Origin of the sequence: Vibrio coralliilyticus, assembly GCF_024449095.1 — a bacterium.
GTDB classification, from domain to species: Bacteria; Pseudomonadota; Gammaproteobacteria; order Enterobacterales; family Vibrionaceae; genus Vibrio; species Vibrio coralliilyticus_A.
On the sequence record NZ_CP024628.1, the window covers coordinates 893457 to 910246 of the forward strand.

Sequence of the window (16790 nt, forward strand, 5' to 3'; positions counted from 1 at the left end):
ATCACCGACTGCAATATGGTTATATTGCAGAAATCAAATGCTCGTTCGAACATTAGGGAACAAAAAGATGACCGTTAGTTACTTAAAAGAACAAAAAGAACAAGAATTGCTAGACTTAATAGTCGTCGGAGGTGGCATCAATGGTGCTGGTATCGCAGTAGACGCTGCTGGCCGAGGCTTGAAAGTCGGCCTCTATGAAGCACAGGATTTTGCCGGAGCCACTTCATCAGCTAGCTCAAAGTTGATACATGGTGGATTAAGGTATCTTGAACATTATGAATTTCGTTTGGTGGGTGAAGCACTCGCAGAGCGAGAAGTATTGCTCGCCAAAGCGCCGCACATCGCTTTTCCGATGCGTTTTAGACTGCCTCACCGCCCTTTCCTAAGACCTGCATGGATGATCCGTGCAGGCTTGTTCCTTTACGATCATTTAGGTAAGAGGACTTCTCTACCTAGTAGTAAAAAAATCAAACTGGACAACCAGAATGTGACCTTACCCGAGTTAAATGTTGGCTTTGAATATTCTGATTGTTGGGTTGATGATGCGCGCTTAGTGATTCTTAATGTAATCCAAGCTCAAGAACTTGGGGCAGAGGTCAGCAACTATTGTCAGGTAACAAAAGCACAACGTGTCAATGGTATCTGGCACGTTGAGCTTTATGATCAGCGCACGTGCAAAACGTTTTTCAGAAAAGCTAAAGCGTTAGTCAATGCAACGGGGCCGTGGGTTAAAGAGTTCTTAACCGAAAACACTAAACTACCTTCTCCTTACGGTATTCGATTAATTAAAGGCTCTCATATCATCGTGCCTAAAATACACGATGAAGAGCAAGCATATATCATGCAAAACGAAGACAACCGCATCGTGTTTGTGATTCCTTATCTTGGTAAATTCTCGATGATCGGTACAACCGATGTCGAGTACAAAGGGGATCCTCGACAAGTTTCGATTAGCCAAGAAGAAAAGCAGTACCTCATTGATGTCACAAACCAGCACTTCCGTAAGCAGATTTCACTGGACGATGTGGTTGCTGATTTCAGTGGTGTTAGACCGCTGTGTGATGATGAGTCCGACTCACCGCAAGCCATCACCCGCGATTACACACTGTCATTAGATCACCAAGAAGGTGAAGCGCCCTTACTCTCCATTTTTGGCGGGAAACTAACAACTTACAGAAAGCTTTCGGAATCTGCTATGCAGCACCTTTCTCCATACTTCAATTTAAAGGAGTCTTGGACGAAAGAGGCCCCACTGCCTGGCGGTGAGAACTTCATATGGGACGAAATGGAGTCTCGTTTATCCAAGCAGGTCCCGTTTGTTGATAGTGATACTCGACTGCGTTGGCTACGTGCATACGGTAGTCGTGTCGAACAACTGCTTAATGATGTCATAACTGAACAAGATCTTGGTATCAAGTTTTCTGAAGGCATTTATCAAAAGGAAATAGATTATCTAGTGAAGCAAGAACTCGGCACTAACGCAGAAGATGTTCTTAAACGACGTAGTAAGTTGCATTTATTGTGTGACCCCGAATGCTATCGCGCCATTGAACGCTACCTTGAAAAAACGGAATATAGCATTCACGCACAATGTGCATGAGAAATGGGGGCTTAGCCCCCATTTTTAATCTCGAAACTTACACTTGATTTAGAAGGGAGTATATTTAAAAAACACGCTAATATTATAATATGATTTGGTATTGCCCATGCACTCTGTGAATGACACTGCTTCTGAACTTATAAAACTTCTCGCTCCTGGAATGCGCTTATCTGCAACCATCGAATTTGGCCCTGAAGACCTTCAGCCTTTCAGTACTAGTTACATTGGCTGTAAGACCAATCAATTTTTGATCATCGATTTACCACAGAAAGCCAGAGAGTCTCTGGTTATGCGCAAGCTAACCAATGTCGCCATCATTATTCGTGGGATAACCAACACCAAACTCGGCCACATCGTTGCGTTTAAAACTTCGATCATATCTCAAGTCAGTTCTCCAGGTGCGCTAATATTCCTTCGCATACCACAGCATTTTGCCTCCAAAGCTATTCGTGAGCATGAACGTTACGCATTGAATGTTCCTATTGAAGTGAAATCTAATACCGTCAGCTATAACGCGGTCATGGTTGACTTCTCTGTATCTGGCTGTGCGTTTTTTATACCTGGTGAGAGTGAATTGTCGAAAGCAAGCATCATCAAACTCGACACCCCACTTAGTGAATGGCTACCGGACGACATTAAGTACTCAATTGTCGGGATTCAAAAAGAAAACAAAGGGCATCGGTTTGGTATCAAGTTCAATGAGGAAATCGTACTCTCCGACGAATTAAAGCAAGCACTACTAGAACAATCAGCACTTTCAACACTCTTCTAGCTTGGTAAGGTACTGCTCTTTAAAGTGTATAAACGCCTGATTCAGTGCCAACTCTTTGATTGGTTTCACAATTACGTAATCTGCACCAACGCTTAGAAATGCTCGCTTGGTGTCTTGCATACCGTCTGCAGTACAAGCAAATATTGGGATATCGAGCTTCAAATCTTCACGGATTATTTTGGTGGTTTCAATACCGCCTAAGTTAGGCAATTGGTTATCCATGAGAATTAGGTCAAATTTAGCTGACTTTTGGAGTTGGTCTATCGCATTATGTCCATCTTGCACCCAGATCACTTCCATACCGTACTTTTCACAAAAGGCTTTAGCGATAAATGCATTCGTGTGATTATCTTCGACAAGTAAAACGTTGAGCGTACGATCAAACAAAGTCTCTGGGTCAGCTAAGAGTGTATTGGCTTCTACCTGTTCTACGGACTCCGTCAACTCTATGGGTACTGACAAACTAAATGTAGTACCTTGCCCTATTGAACTTTCAATCTCGATATGACCATTGAGCATTTCAACTAAACTGTGAACAATGGCTAACCCCAAGCCACTACCACCATATTCACGAGTGGTGGTAGCCTCCGCTTGAACAAACGGTTCAAAAATATGCGAAATACGTTCACGGTCAATGCCTATACCTGTATCACTAACGCTAATATTTAAACAAGAGTTTTGGCCGTCATTGCCACACATTAACGATACAGTCACTTTACCTTCGTGAGTAAACTTGATCGCATTACTCACAAGGTTAAACAGAATTTGGTTAAGCCGCACTTGATCGCTATGGGCAAAGGTGGAATGGCTTACATTGGTCTTGACTTCAAAACCAATTCCTTTCTCATCACATAGTGGCGTGTAAATTTTCTCAACTGCACTAATCAGCTCAATTAAGCGGAAGTCAGCTGCCTGAATATGGAATTTACCCTGCTCTATTTTTGAGAAGTCAAGAATATCGTTAAGTACAGCAAGGAGGTGCTCTCCACTGTTACAGAGTACATCCAAATGTTCGATGTCTTCCGTATCTGACAATTTACTTTTTAGCAGTTGGGATACCCCCAAAATGCCATTGAGTGGTGTTCTGAGTTCATGACTCATTTTTGCCAAAAAGTCTGCTCGTACTCGCGCCGATTCTTCCGCTTCTTTTCGAGCTGCCTGGCTTTGGAGCTCAGCCTCAACAAAACTCGTCACATCCTGACCTTGAGCCATAATGTTGCTTATGCCTTTATCGATGAAAATAGGAGATAAATTCCATCTATACGTCTTATCTCTAATGGCAATGTTAATGCCGGTTAACGTTGCCCCTTTAGCGCACATACGAATATGTGGTCCGAGCTTTTCAACTAAGAGCAGGTCATCATCATATTCTAAGCCAGTGTTTTTTCTAAAGCTTCGTTCTGCAGCGGGATTGCTTCTCAACAACTTACCTTCTACATTCCAGAGTGTGATTGGAGAAAGAGAAAAGTTAAATAAGTCAGCAAATTGCTTTTCCTGCTCACTTAATCGTAGAAAAGACAACTCAAAGGAATGGCCAATTTGATCAAACTCTTCAATCGTAGAGCCTGGAAATTTACTGGAATCCTTAGCTTCAACAGTGCTTTCTGTATAGCGCATCAGCTTAGCAAGCTCTTTGGATACCCGTTTACCCAACCACTGACGGCTGTATACCGCAATCACAACTAATAGCAATGCGGTTATCGCTACCCACATATAGTGACTGCGCACCAGCGTAATAATCGGCTGGTTGTTCTGTATAGTATAAATCGATAAAAATGTTGCAACATCGCTGATGGTTAAGTCCGTTTTAGAAACCATATACTGACTGGCGGTATAGTCCAGAGCAGCTTCTTCCAGCCACTCAATATGCCTAAACCCTTTGTCCTTAGTGCTTGATGCAATAACTTCTGAACCAACAGACAACAGCACTTCATCGGCATTACTCCCCCTGACTAATGCATTGATCAGTGCGAAGTTATTATTAAGCACAACACCAACGTGTAGGTACCCAAGCACTTCACCGGAAATCATGTAAATAATCGGGACTCTTCGAATCATTAGGTAACGAGTGCCAAGTAACGATGGTGTTTGTGATAAATGCCAACTACCACCCGTCGTCATTTCATCATTCAGGTGCGCGAGTTGTTCAGGGGAAATCCCATAAAATTGATAGTTAGAATCATCCCATACCACCTCAGTTTCTGCGGTAATGAATCTAAAATCAGGAGCAAGTTCAGGTGCAGCTTGATCAATTCCATTAAAGAAACGGTCTAAACCGGCAACATTTGATGTGACAAATGCATCGATAAGGGATTCATTTCGACTGTAGCTGTCCTGCTGGATCTCTAAAGCTTTCAGTCTAAAGTTGAAAATTTGCTGTACTAAACTCTGAGTTTGTAGTTTAGAGCGTGCAACCTCTTGGGAAACGACTTGGCGGTTTACTTGATAGTTCTGAAGTACCATCACCAAAGACAACACGCCTATGGTGAGGAATATAGAACGAGTAAGTAATGTGGCGAGACGACTTTTCCTGCCTCGCCGCGCTAGTAAGTCCATTATTGATCCGAGTACCTAAATGCTCTTTGCTTAAGTTTCTCAACTTTAGCCGGGCTGTCTGTCTTAGCCACGACCTCAAAATCACCAGAATAAACATGAGGTACAGCTTTCCCTTCTAGATCCCACTTGATTGCTTCAGCCATTGCGATCCCCGTATCATCATTCATTCGCATCGCAGTGACATCTAACTGCCCGTTAGCAATCGCTTCCAATTCTGCACTTCCCCCTCCCCAACCATTGATGAGAATATCTTCTCTTTTCATTGACTTAAGAGCATCTGCTGCACCTAAAGCAACATCGGTTGAACACGCATAGATAAATGAAAGGTTCGGATCTTTCTCAATCGCTTTAACCGCGGCCTTAAAGCCGGACTCTCGCGTAGCTGTTGTATAATAGGATGAAGAAAGTTGATAAGAGTCGTGGTGACTCATTTCTTCGATAAACGTATCACCGCGCGCATCACTCACATAGCCTTCGGAGAAATAGAGTACTGAGTAACGGCTTTGCTTAGGGACAGTCTCTTTGTAGTACTGCTCAATGATTCGAGCACCTTTGATATGATCGAATCCAACGTACATGAAGGGTTGTTGATCATCCCAAGCTCTTACCGGAGTTGTGATGTTTTGTAGAATAAGCTTAGTGTTTGTCGAGCTAAGCACATGCTCGATAAACTTGCGATGTCGGGTGGTATCAAGAGTAAAAATCAGGTAGTCCGCTTTATTCTGTACCGCTTCTAATAAAGATAAACTTTGTTGTCTGACATCTAGGTTAGGACGTGTGAAAACCTGATTAATCTTATAGCTGATCCCCAGTTTTTCAAGGCGGGTTTCGAAGGCCCTAATATTTCTTACCCAATAATCTGAAATTTGCTGCCCAGGATACACAACCGCAATCGATACGGGTTTATCCTGTTTTAAAGAAATGGGAATCGGATAGTTTCTCACCGTTTCTGAAAGCGCATCCGTTAACTGCTTTTGTACTGGGTTAGACTCGAGGTATTCATCATACTGCCAATAACCATTGAGGACTTGAGTGGTATGCGCATGGCTTGCCGCCGACGCAATGACGGCTAGTGACAAGAACGTTGTTTTTAACATCTTTTATCCTCTTACTGGATGCCTAACAGACTTCCATTTTTGTTTTCTCAGACAATCCGTAGTATACAGCCATAAACAGGCTGTATAACTACAGATTAATCCATTAAAAACATTAACTTACATAAGTTATAGCATTATGCACAAATGCACTTAGAACGTAAAAGATAAATTGCCTGAAAGGCCATATTGGTTATCTCCGGCATAGCTTCCCGCTAGATCTAGGCTGACTATATCGCCCGGACTTATGCCAATGCCAGCGGTAATAGAATTATCTAATGTGTCTTCCAAATCCACTTCATAACCCACTCTGAGCTGCGCCCAACCCATCGCATTTCCTTCAATACCAAAACGCAAAAATTGAGTGTCATCATTACGATCAGTAAAACGTTCCTGTTTAGTGAGATCCCAATCAACCGTTGCAACAAAGTAATCTAACGCGTATGCCCCTGAAACCGTCACCTGAGTATCTAATTTGTAGGTACTAACACCGCCAATGTTTAACGTATCAATCTTTTGAGAAAACAAGTCCTTAACGGCAAATCCAGCGCGGAATTGCTGATAAAACCACACTGCGCCCAGATCGAGGTTAAATGCATCATCCTTGGTTTCACTTTGATCATAATCATCCAGATCAAAGTTTTCGACGGTCAGAACCTGTTTATAGGTTCGCATAGTTTGAAACTTTGGCGATATCCCCAGAGAGACGTCTTGGCCAGCGATCGTCAAACGTTTTGCTATAGCAACACCGAACTCACTGTAGCCAAAAGCAATCGTATCAACTCTGGAGTTTTCGTATCTTGTTTGAGTGTCAGAATCATTAGAGATATCCGTGTTAGCAATGACGTCTGCGTAACCACGTAAAAACAGATTGGTCGAGAGTGAGTTCAAAGGTAACGCAATAGAAGCAACCACTCCACCATTAACGCCAAGGGGTTTATCATCTGAAAGCTGATCCAAATAGCTGTTAATTGTGTCTTCAATACCTGGTGTTGAAGGGTTCGCTTCAAACTGTTTAATAACATCTTGAAGGTCATCAACCGTTTCAAGCGTCTTATCAGTATCTCGAATTCTAGCCCCGATACCTGGAAAAAGAATTCCTACAGTATCGGAATCTCTATAAACAGCGACTAGAGCAGGATTATAAAAAGGGGCTAAGACATAATCCGCCGTAGTCACCCCTGTATTGCCCATCCCATTTCCCCGACCATCGGGAACAACCGTTGCCGCATTAGCAGCTAACGAAATTAAACCTGACACCACCGCTACTAACTTTTTTATTAATAGTTTCATATCCATATCAACCTTTATGAAGTCCCATAGTCAAGGTTAATACAAATTTCAGAAAATGATGTGATATTAATCGGGTAGCGTCATATCGATATAGTCGTTTAAGTTGGAGCGACCGGAAATCAACTGCTCTTTTTGAGGTTTAGTGAGTTTCTTAATTCTGTATTCTATCTTGGAAGCATCCGAGCGGCTTTGGCCTACTTTAGCAGACCATTCTAAGGTTAAAGGCCCCTTTCCTTTTAACGCTTTTGCACCTACACCCTGTTGGTGCTGGGTATAACGCCGCTTTACATCGACTGTTATTCCGCAATACAACGTATCTAAGCGTGTCCGGATCAGATACACATACCAATCCGCACACACCATTTTTGACTTAGGGTTCGACATTAAGCCGTTAATTCCTCAATCATTTGTCGTAGTTCAGCCACTTCAGCTTTCAGTGCAGTCACCTCTTGCTCTAGAGACTCCATTCGGCTGTTGTCTGCTGCCTGAGATACTCCCTCTGTCGCTGGAGAAAGTGCTTCCAAATCCACTTCACCACTAAAAAGGTGCATATAACGAGACTCTCGCTTACCTGCCTCACGTGGTAGCTTAACGACTAAAGCGCCCTCTTCTCTAGCTGCCATACCTTCGAGCACGGCCTCAACTTCTTTAACATCGGAAAACTCTGCCAGTCGATTAGTGCGAGTGCGTAACTCACCGGGCGTTTGTGCACCTCGTAACAACATGCAGCAAACAATCCCTTTTTCTTGTGCAGTCAGCTTCAAGTCACCAAATTCCGTGTTGCAAAATCTGTGTTGGAACTTGCTAGCTCGGCTGTTGAAGGCACTCTCATCGCTCACTAATCGACGTGCAATCAAGCCATCAACAGCTTGTTGAACTTCTACGTCACTTAACGTCATTACAGGCTCACGATTGCTTTTCTGGTTACATGCGCTGGTTAGGCTGTTTAAGGTCAGCGGGTAATAATCGGGTGTGGTCACTTCTTTTTCAATCAAGCAGCCAATGACACGGGCTTCAATAGGGTTTAGTTCTATACTCATTTTTATTTCCTTATTGGCATCTTCCCAAATCAGTGTTCAGAAAGAATGGGAACTTTTCTCATATTACCGTCTTCATCGATCATCATGATTTTACTACGGTTTAATTCAACTTCTGTCGCTTCTTGGCGTGTACGCTCTTTTCGATAAGCTTCTACAATTTTACTTGAGCGTTGAGGAGCATCATTAGGTTCAATTTTGGGGATGATAATGTCAGAAGTTCGCATAATATTGAGGTATATGTTGCTATTGAGAATGAAATCATATCCTGAACTATAGCTGCTGCTCAATCACCTAATAATGAGATTGGTGATAAAACCGTCAACGCCTTGTCATGATTGATCTTAAGACTGTTATCGGCAGGAATGTTATGTTTTAATCATTGACAGTTAAAGGTAAGTAAATATGGGAAAGGAACCTATGAGTGGTGTATTTGAAATTGTAGCTCAGGCTCGTCGTAAGAATAAACTAAAACGCGAGCTGCTTGACAACGAAAAGAAGGTTCGTGATAACCGCAAACGTGTCGACCTATTAGATAACCTGATGGACTACATCAAACCTGATATGACTCCAGATGAAATCGTAGGCATCATTAAAAATATGAAAGCGGATTACGAAGATCGTGTAGACGACCATATCATTAAGAGCGCAGAAATCTCAAAAGAGCGTCGTGATATAAGCCGTCGCATTCGTGAACTGACAGAAGAAGATAAGCAAGTCGTTCAAGGCAAAAAGAAATAGTGGTTCACTCCAGTAACACATCAAGCTCGCATTAAAATATGCGAGCTTTTTTAATCCCAGCGGAAGGTAATGCCAACATTTTTGGTTATTATAATTTAGTAAATTGCGTTAAACGTTTGCGTAATCGCTAACCTTCTACAAACCCAAAACTGGGGCTTTCATCACACATTTAGCCCTGTTATATTTCCTCACAGATAATCATTTAGACCATTCGAGGCATGGAGCTTCCTCAATTATCTCAAGATGAGAAGAATTGGTACCGACATTGTTCGGCAAACTTTTAGAGGGTCAAATTATGGATATGGTTGAAATTTTAGGTTACGCAGCATCGATCATGGTAGCGATTTCCTTAACCATGAAAGACATTGTTAAGCTACGTGTACTGAACTTCATTGGTTGTGCACTTTTCACCGCTTACGGTCTTATGATTGATGCGTGGCCAGTCGTAGTGACGAATGGCTTTATTGCATGCGTTAATGTGTACTTCCTTGCGAAAATGCAAAGCGAAAAAAAGAGCACTGAAGCCGAAAGCGCAGCATAGTAAGTCATTATCCGCTAAATCAAAACGCCCCGAACGTGTTCGGGGCGTTTTGCTTTACTCTTCGTCGTGCATATCTGCCCAAGCTTGGGCACACTTCACGGCGCGCTTCCAGCCTTTGTAGCGTCGATTGCGTTTTTCTTCATCGTGATGAGGCACAAATGTTTTGTCGATTTCTGCTTTATTTGCTACTTCATCCAAGCTGCCCCAGAAACCAACTGCCAAACCTGCAAGATATGCAGCACCCAGCGCTGTAACTTCAGTCACCTTAGGACGAAGGACTTGCGTATCCAGAACATCCGACTGGAACTGCATCAAGAAGTTGTTCGCAACCGCACCACCATCAACACGAAGTGCTTCAAGCTTAATGCCAGAATCCGCTTGCATCGCATCAAGTACATCACGTGTCTGGTAGGCAATACCTTCCAGTGTCGCACGAATAATGTGGTTCGAATTAACACCACGAGTCAAACCCACGATAGTACCGCGAGCATATGCATCCCAGTATGGCGCTCCAAGACCTGTAAATGCTGGAACCACGTACACTCCATTTGATGTGTCCACTTTAGTCGCAAAATACTCAGAGTCTTTTGCGTCGGCCAATAGCTTCATCTCGTCACGTAACCATTGAATAGATGCACCGCCCATGAAGACAGCCCCTTCCAAAGCGTATGCAGGTTCACCCGCGGGGCCACACGCAAGTGTAGTTAGAAGGCCATTCTTCGAGATGACCTTTTCCTGTCCTGTATTCATAAGAAGGAAACAGCCCGTACCATATGTATTTTTTGCCTGACCGGCATTAACACACATCTGACCGTAAAGTGCAGCTTGTTGGTCACCAGCAATACCTGCAATTGGAATACGAGTACCACCTTTACCACCAATGTTTGTTTGACCATACACCTCAGAGGATTTCTTAACTTCAGGCATCATAGACAATGGAATGTCCATTTCTTTAAGTAGTTTTTCATCCCACTGTAAGGTATTAATGTTGAATAACATTGTACGTGATGCGTTGGTGTAGTCAGTCACGTGCACACGGCCTTGCGTCATCTTCCATACCAGCCAAGTATCCACCGTACCAAACAATAGCTTACCCGCTTCGGCCTCCTCACGAGCACCTTCCACATTGTCCAAGATCCACTTAATTTTAGTCCCAGAGAAGTATGGGTCTAGCACTAAGCCTGTATTCTCTCGAATGTAGTCTTCAAGGCCACGCTGCTTTAAATCTTCACAAATTGCCGCGGTACGGCGACACTGCCAAACAATCGCATTATAGACTGGCTTACCTGTCTCTTTATTCCATACGATGGTGGTTTCACGTTGGTTGGTAATACCAATACCAGCAACTTCATCGCTACGAATGCCCGACTTGCCAAGTGCTTCTACTAGCACTGAGCTCTGTGTCGCGTAAATTTCCATTGGATCATGCTCTACCCAACCTGCTTCAGGGTAAATTTGAGTGAACTCACGCTGAGATACGCTGACAATATTTGCATCGTGATCGAGTACAACTGCACGTGAGCTTGTTGTTCCTTGATCTAGCGCGACTATGTATTTTTGCTCAGTCATGATCATTTCCTTCTTGTTTCGATATTTCTATTAGTAATTTTAGTATTAAACATGCGCTTCTTGATTTTCTTCAGTGTCGTCACACTGATTTGGAATCGTACAACCTGTACCCGTGTTTGGCAGGTATTGAGCGATAAATTTTGGATAAGCCCAAGCACCAAAACATGCACCAGCAATAGGACCTAATATAGGAACAATAAAGTATGGAATGTCTTTAGCACCTGATAGTGCGTAATCCCAACCCGCAAGGTATGCGAATAGCTTAGGACCAAAGTCACGAGCAGGGTTCATTGCAAATCCGGTCAAAGGCCCAAGTGAACCACCTATAACCGCAATCAACACACCAATAAGTAGAGGGTTCATCGGACCACGTACTGCGCCGTTATTTTCATCACCAAGCGCCAGAATTGCGAACATCAGAACGGCAGTAATGACAAATTCAACAGCTAAAGCTCCAGCAAATGATAACGACGCATGAGGGTAAGTAGAAAAGATTCCTGCCGTTGCCAGTGCTTCTTGGCTGCTTCTGACGAAGCTATGAGCGATTTCGTAATCAACGAACAAATTGCTGTATAGGCTGTATACCAGTGCCGCTGAACAAAATGCACCTAACATTTGAGCGATGATGTATGGAATAACCTTCGCTTTATCAAATCCATGAAAAGCGGCCAGTGCGATTGTCACTGCCGGATTGATGTGTGCACCTGATACACCGGCAGTACAGTAAATGGCAATGGAAACACCAAAGCCCCAGACGATACTGATTTCCCATTGGCCGAACTGAGCCCCCGCAAGTACTAAAGCAGCAACACAGCCAACGCCAAAGAAAATCAAAAGCCCAGTGCCTATAAACTCAGCGATACATTCACCAAGTAAGGTTGGTTTTCTATTAGTCATAGTAAGAGTCCTTGTTTACATTAAGATGCGCAATTTATTTTTTTATTGATTGCGCATTGTATTTTGCATACAAGAGCGTGATATTAAACTTCCCCAGCCCATTAATGAGCGTTCGAGCACATTTTGTTATTTTTATGTTCTCTATTTTGTTAATTAAATCAATTTTTTGATCTTAGCGACCAAATCCACCTTTGACATGAATTTGCAACCATACCCTCCTGCTAGCAAGCCAGAAGTGGTAATGATAGAGCCCTATCATTAAACAGGTGTAAATACTCTAACTACAAACTTATCATATGTTTATCTTTTGTTACGCATACGTTTTCAAGCCTCTTGTTACTGTAATATCTACAGGGTCTTGCGTGTTAGTACCCAAAACCTCCTATTAACCAACATCACAACAAGCATTTTTATTTCGTACGAACATTTGTGAGCAATACATCGAAAATAAAATGAAATAAATGGCACATTATATTTAAGGATATTTGTTCACAAGGCTCATTTCGCTATGGATAAACGGTTTGAAACAGACGTTGTTATCATTGGAGGCGGTGCGACTGGCACCGGAATCATGCGCGACTGCGCATTACGAGGGATTCGTTGCATCCTTTTAGAGCAAGATGACATTGCGTCAGGAACAACTGGACGGAATCATGGACTGCTACATTCCGGCGCTCGTTACGCCGTCACTGATGAGGAGTCGGCCAAGGAGTGTATTCAAGAAAACCGTATACTCAAGTCAATTGCTCGTCATTGTGTGGAAGAAACCTCAGGGCTCTTTATCACCTTACCTGAAGATGATATTGATTTTCAAAACACGTTTATTGGCGCTTGTGACACTGCAGGTATCAACACAAAACGCTTAACAGCGAAACAAGCCCTCTCGCTCGAACCCAATGTTAACCCTAAATTAGTAGGGGCAGTCCAAGTGCCTGATGGGACACTAGATCCTTTCCGTTTATGCGCCTCCAATGTGCTTGACGCCAAAGAACATGGCGCTCGCCTCTTTAATAAAACCAAAGTGTTGTCCTTGATCCGGCATGAAGATACTGTCCTTGGTGTTAATTGCTACAACACGCAGCACAATGAACCTTTTCAAGTGTTCGCCAAACAGGTTGTCAATGCGGCTGGCATTTGGGGCCAAAATATTTGCGAATATGCAGATTTAAAAATAAAAATGTTTCCGGCTAAAGGCTCACTGCTCATACTCGACTATCGCATTAACAACTTGGTCATCAACCGCTGTCGTAAGCCTTCCGATGCTGACATCCTTGTACCTGGCGACACCATTTCCCTTATTGGTACTACTTCTGAACATATCGATTACGAGCAGATTGATGATCTCCATGTCAGTGATAGAGAGGTCGATGTTTTACTTGAAGAAGGGGCAAAACTCGCTCCCATTATGGCTAATACTCGAGTGCTGCGCGCTTACGCAGGCGTTCGACCGCTCGTATCCGTTGATGACGATGGTAGTGGGCGAAACATTAGCCGAGGCATCATACTCCTCGATCACGAAAAGCGTGATGGCCTCAAAGGCTTTACAACCATCACTGGTGGCAAACTAATGACTTATCGTCTTATGGCCGAATGGACCACTGATTTGTTGGCCGAAAAACTGTCAGTAGATACACCTTGCTCAACCCATACCAAACCCTTACCTGGTTCAAACGAACATAAACTAAAAAGCCGGAAAACAGCCAGTATCGCTAAGCCTGTTTACGAATCTGCGAATTACAGACATGGAGAACGCGTCGCAGAGTTTCTTGATGAGAGCCTAGATAAACAAACCGTTATTTGTGAATGTGAGATGGTAACAGCGGGTGAAATTGAGTATGCCATTAAACAGCTTAATGTTCATTCTCTGGTCGATTTACGCCGAAGAACTAGGCTTGGTATGGGCCCCTGCCAAGGAGAATTATGCAGTTATCGAGCAGCGCACTTGTTTCATAAATATGCCAATGCTGATGGTTACCAATGCAGTCTACTGCTGAACGAATTTTTAGAAGAGCGATGGAAAGGAATACAACCCATTTTTTGGGGAGATGCTCTCAGAGAGGCCGAATTTAGTCACTGGATTTATGAGGGTTTATTTGGTGCCAGCCAGTTAGATAACCATGCCGAAAAGAAGGAGGAAACCCAATGAAATATGATGTCGCAATCATTGGAGGTGGGATTGCAGGTTACTGCGCTGCCCTTAGGTGTTTGGAATCAGGACTTAAAACCGTATTAATCAATCAAGGCCATAGCTCTTTGCACTTCTCTTCTGGCTCCATTGACGTACTGAGTAGTTTACCTAATGGTCAAGCAATCAAAGATCCATTTTCTGGTATTCATCAGCTCAAAGAGCTCTCCCCTGAACATCCTTACAGCAAAATGCGTGTTGAAGAAATACAATCTTCATTGAAATGGTTTCAGACCACATTAGCTAAAGAAGGCGTGTCTCTATCGCACAGTTCAGATCATAACAATCACTGTCGAATTACTCCTCTTGGGACACTAAAATCAACATGGTTATCACAGCCTTTCGTACACCAGTTTCATCATAAAGCCACATTCAAAAGGCTAGTGCTCGTTGCCATCGATGGATTTAGGGACTTTCAGCCACAACTTGCATTCGATAATCTTAGCCAAATCGAAGCATTTCAACATATAGAGAAAAAAATACTGCCTATTCGTATTCCAGGCTTTGAGTCATCACGCCAAAACCCTAATGAACTGCGTTCTATTGATATTTCGAGGGCTCTCAAACAGCCTAAAGCATTCTCCAGCCTAGTCCATCAGCTCAGCGATGGTGCGACAAAAGATGACCTTGTTATTCTCCCTGCCATAATTGGAAATGGCGATGGGCTCACCTTGATGGAACAGCTTCAGCAGCTCACCCAGCTTAATTTTCACGAAGTGCCCACTATGCCTCCTTCTTTACTAGGGATTCGCATTGAAGAAGCTCTTTATAGAGCATTTATCCGTCTTGGTGGTATTCAGCTTAAAGGCGATAAAGCTCTCTCTGCAAAATGGTACCTCAACAAACCATGTATCGAATCAATTCAAACTGCGAATTTAGAAGACTTTCCGCTGGTAGCTAAGCACTACATTCTTGCCTCTGGAAGCTACTTCAGCCATGGATTGGTGGCGAAATCGACTCAAGTTGTGGAACCTGTGTTCAACCTCGACGTTTATTTTCACCAACACCGACGCCAGTGGCGCGCTAAAGCATTTTTGAGTCAGCAACCTCATCCATTTATGCAGTTTGGCGTTGTGACCAACAGTCAATTTAGTCCTTCGAGAAATGGGCAGACGATAAGCAATTTACATTGTTGTGGTTCAGTGTTGTCTCACTATGATCCTATATATGAAGGGTGTGGCGGCGGTGTTGCCATCGCGTCAGCATATAAGGTCGCTGAAAATATTATTCACTCAATGACATCTGAGGAGGCCCGTGTATGACAACAAAATTCGCCACTCACGCACCTCAAATCACTAGCTTTGATCAATGCATTAAATGCACTGTTTGTACGGTTTACTGCCCGGTAGCTAAAGCAAACCCACTTTACCCTGGCCCTAAGCAATCAGGCCCAGATGGAGAGCGATTACGTATAAAAAATGCGGAGTACTACGACGAAGCGCTTAAGCTTTGTACCAATTGCAAGCGATGTGAAACGGCTTGTCCATCAGGTGTCAACATTGGCGACATCATCGCCGTTGCTAGAGGAAAATACGCAAAAAAACGCCTAAGTCCAAAGCTCATTCGGGATTTCGTTTTAAGCCATACCGACCTGTTCGGCACTCTAGCAACACCTGTTGCTCCGTTGGTCAATAGGATTACAGACAACAAGCCCATCAAGACGATCATGCATAAAACCATTGGTGTGCATGACCATAAATCCTTACCTAAATACTCTCACGGTACGTTTCGTCGCTGGTACAAAAAGCAGGTTTCGGAGCAGAATTTATACCCTAAACAAGTTAGTTACTTTCATGGTTGTTACGTCAACTACAACCATCCTCAACTCGGCAAAGACCTCATCACCGTCATGAACACTATGGGGATAGGTGTTCAGTTACTAGAGAAAGAAAAGTGCTGCGGTGTGCCGCTGATTGCAAATGGCTTTCATAACAAAGCTCGCCGTCACGCAGAGTTCAATGTAAAGAACATTGAGGATGCAGTGATAAAACATGATCGAACCGTTATTTCGACCTCCTCAACATGCTCATTCACCCTAAAGCAAGAGTATCCGCATGTATTAGGGGTCGAAAATCACCACGTCAACAACCGTATTGATTACGTGATGAAATATCTGCTTAAAGAGTTTATGAACGGCAACACACCATCTATGTCACCGATTAACAAACGCGTGGTATACCATACTCCCTGCCACCTAGAGCGAAGCGGTAATGTGATATTCACTCTAGAGGTGTTGCGCCAGATCCCAGGATTGGATCTGATTGTGTTAGATAGCGAATGCTGTGGACTCGCTGGCACATATGGATTTAAAGAAGAAAATTATTCGGTTTCAATGAAGATAGGACACCACTTGTTTGAATCGATCAAAAACGCAGAAGCAGACTATGCGATTACAGATTGCGAAACCTGTAAGTGGCAGATAGAAGAAAACACGCAGCTAGAAACTATTCACCCCATTTCTTTACTAGCAATGGCAATAAGCCATTAAATGCTCTCGTTTCGAGA

At 43.2% G+C, this 16790-nt stretch carries 15 protein-coding genes; 7 read left to right on the top strand and 8 right to left on the bottom strand.

Translation table 11 applies throughout. The annotated features are described in order from the left end of the window. Positions 1-67: 67 nt before the first annotated feature. Entirely contained in the window at positions 68-1600 is a 1533-nt protein-coding gene (glpD, locus tag CTT30_RS19625) for a glycerol-3-phosphate dehydrogenase (RefSeq protein WP_252036730.1), read from the top strand. A 106-nt stretch (positions 1601-1706) separates the two neighbouring features. Further along, the gene (locus CTT30_RS19630; protein WP_252036731.1) at positions 1707-2372 is read left to right on the top strand and encodes a PilZ domain-containing protein; all 666 of its coding nucleotides are present in this window, start codon (positions 1707-1709) and stop codon (positions 2370-2372) included. Here CTT30_RS19630 and luxQ read toward each other — a convergent pair. The 6 genes from luxQ to CTT30_RS19660 form a co-directional block, all read right to left on the bottom strand. Beyond that, positions 2358-4928 (bottom strand): quorum-sensing autoinducer 2 sensor kinase/phosphatase LuxQ, encoded by a 2571-nt coding sequence (gene luxQ / locus CTT30_RS19635; protein WP_252036732.1) that lies wholly within the window; start codon positions 4926-4928, stop codon positions 2358-2360. The genes CTT30_RS19630 and luxQ overlap by 15 nt on opposite strands. After that, positions 4928-6025 (bottom strand): autoinducer 2-binding periplasmic protein LuxP, encoded by a 1098-nt coding sequence (locus CTT30_RS19640; RefSeq protein ID WP_252036733.1) that lies wholly within the window; start codon positions 6023-6025, stop codon positions 4928-4930. The genes luxQ and CTT30_RS19640 overlap by 1 nt, the downstream gene beginning before the upstream one ends. A gap of 150 nt (positions 6026-6175) precedes the next feature. Then, positions 6176-7315 (bottom strand): conjugal transfer protein TraF, encoded by a 1140-nt coding sequence (gene traF / locus CTT30_RS19645; RefSeq protein WP_252036734.1) that lies wholly within the window; start codon positions 7313-7315, stop codon positions 6176-6178. A 66-nt stretch (positions 7316-7381) separates the two neighbouring features. After that, a complete protein-coding gene (locus tag CTT30_RS19650; protein WP_239863979.1) occupies positions 7382-7699 on the bottom strand; it encodes a GIY-YIG nuclease family protein in 318 nt (105 codons plus the stop codon). Continuing rightward, on the bottom strand, positions 7699-8355 hold the full coding sequence (locus CTT30_RS19655; RefSeq protein WP_239863978.1) for a YceH family protein: 657 nt from the start codon (positions 8353-8355) through the stop codon (positions 7699-7701). The genes CTT30_RS19650 and CTT30_RS19655 overlap by 1 nt, the downstream gene beginning before the upstream one ends. A gap of 29 nt (positions 8356-8384) precedes the next feature. Beyond that, positions 8385-8579, bottom strand: coding sequence for a hypothetical protein (locus CTT30_RS19660; protein WP_252036735.1), 195 nt, complete (start codon positions 8577-8579; stop codon positions 8385-8387). 178 nt (positions 8580-8757) lie between these two features. On the opposite strand from CTT30_RS19660, the gene CTT30_RS19665 reads away from it, so the two are divergent. Both CTT30_RS19665 and CTT30_RS19670 read left to right on the top strand, forming a co-directional pair. Then, positions 8758-9093 carry a DUF496 family protein gene (locus CTT30_RS19665; protein WP_286037073.1) on the top strand — a complete coding sequence of 112 codons (336 nt, stop codon included), beginning with the start codon at positions 8758-8760 and terminating at the stop codon, positions 9091-9093. Positions 9094-9388: 295 nt separating this feature from the next. After that, positions 9389-9634: a YgjV family protein gene (locus CTT30_RS19670; RefSeq protein ID WP_239836237.1), complete on the top strand. Its 246-nt coding sequence runs from the start codon at positions 9389-9391 to the stop codon at positions 9632-9634. 54 nt (positions 9635-9688) lie between these two features. Here the strand turns inward: CTT30_RS19670 and glpK are convergent, their stop codons facing one another. After that, complete coding sequence (gene glpK / locus CTT30_RS19675; protein WP_252036736.1) at positions 9689-11203, bottom strand: glycerol kinase GlpK; 1515 nt, start codon at positions 11201-11203, stop codon at positions 9689-9691. 45 nt (positions 11204-11248) lie between these two features. Further along, a complete protein-coding gene (locus tag CTT30_RS19680; RefSeq protein WP_252036737.1) occupies positions 11249-12100 on the bottom strand; it encodes an MIP/aquaporin family protein in 852 nt (283 codons plus the stop codon). A gap of 508 nt (positions 12101-12608) precedes the next feature. Between CTT30_RS19680 and glpA the strand changes: the two genes are divergently transcribed. Genes glpA through glpC form a run of 3 tightly spaced genes read left to right on the top strand, consistent with a single transcriptional unit; the run spans position 12609 to position 16773 of the window. Next, the gene (gene glpA, locus CTT30_RS19685) at positions 12609-14246 is read left to right on the top strand and encodes an anaerobic glycerol-3-phosphate dehydrogenase subunit A (RefSeq protein WP_252036738.1); all 1638 of its coding nucleotides are present in this window, start codon (positions 12609-12611) and stop codon (positions 14244-14246) included. Further along, a complete protein-coding gene (glpB, locus tag CTT30_RS19690) occupies positions 14243-15547 on the top strand; it encodes a glycerol-3-phosphate dehydrogenase subunit GlpB (RefSeq protein ID WP_252036739.1) in 1305 nt (434 codons plus the stop codon). The genes glpA and glpB overlap by 4 nt, the downstream gene beginning before the upstream one ends. Continuing rightward, positions 15544-16773, top strand: a complete 1230-nt coding sequence (glpC, locus tag CTT30_RS19695) for an anaerobic glycerol-3-phosphate dehydrogenase subunit GlpC (protein ID WP_252036740.1) — start codon at positions 15544-15546, stop codon at positions 16771-16773. The genes glpB and glpC overlap by 4 nt, the downstream gene beginning before the upstream one ends. Positions 16774-16790 lie beyond the last annotated feature (17 nt).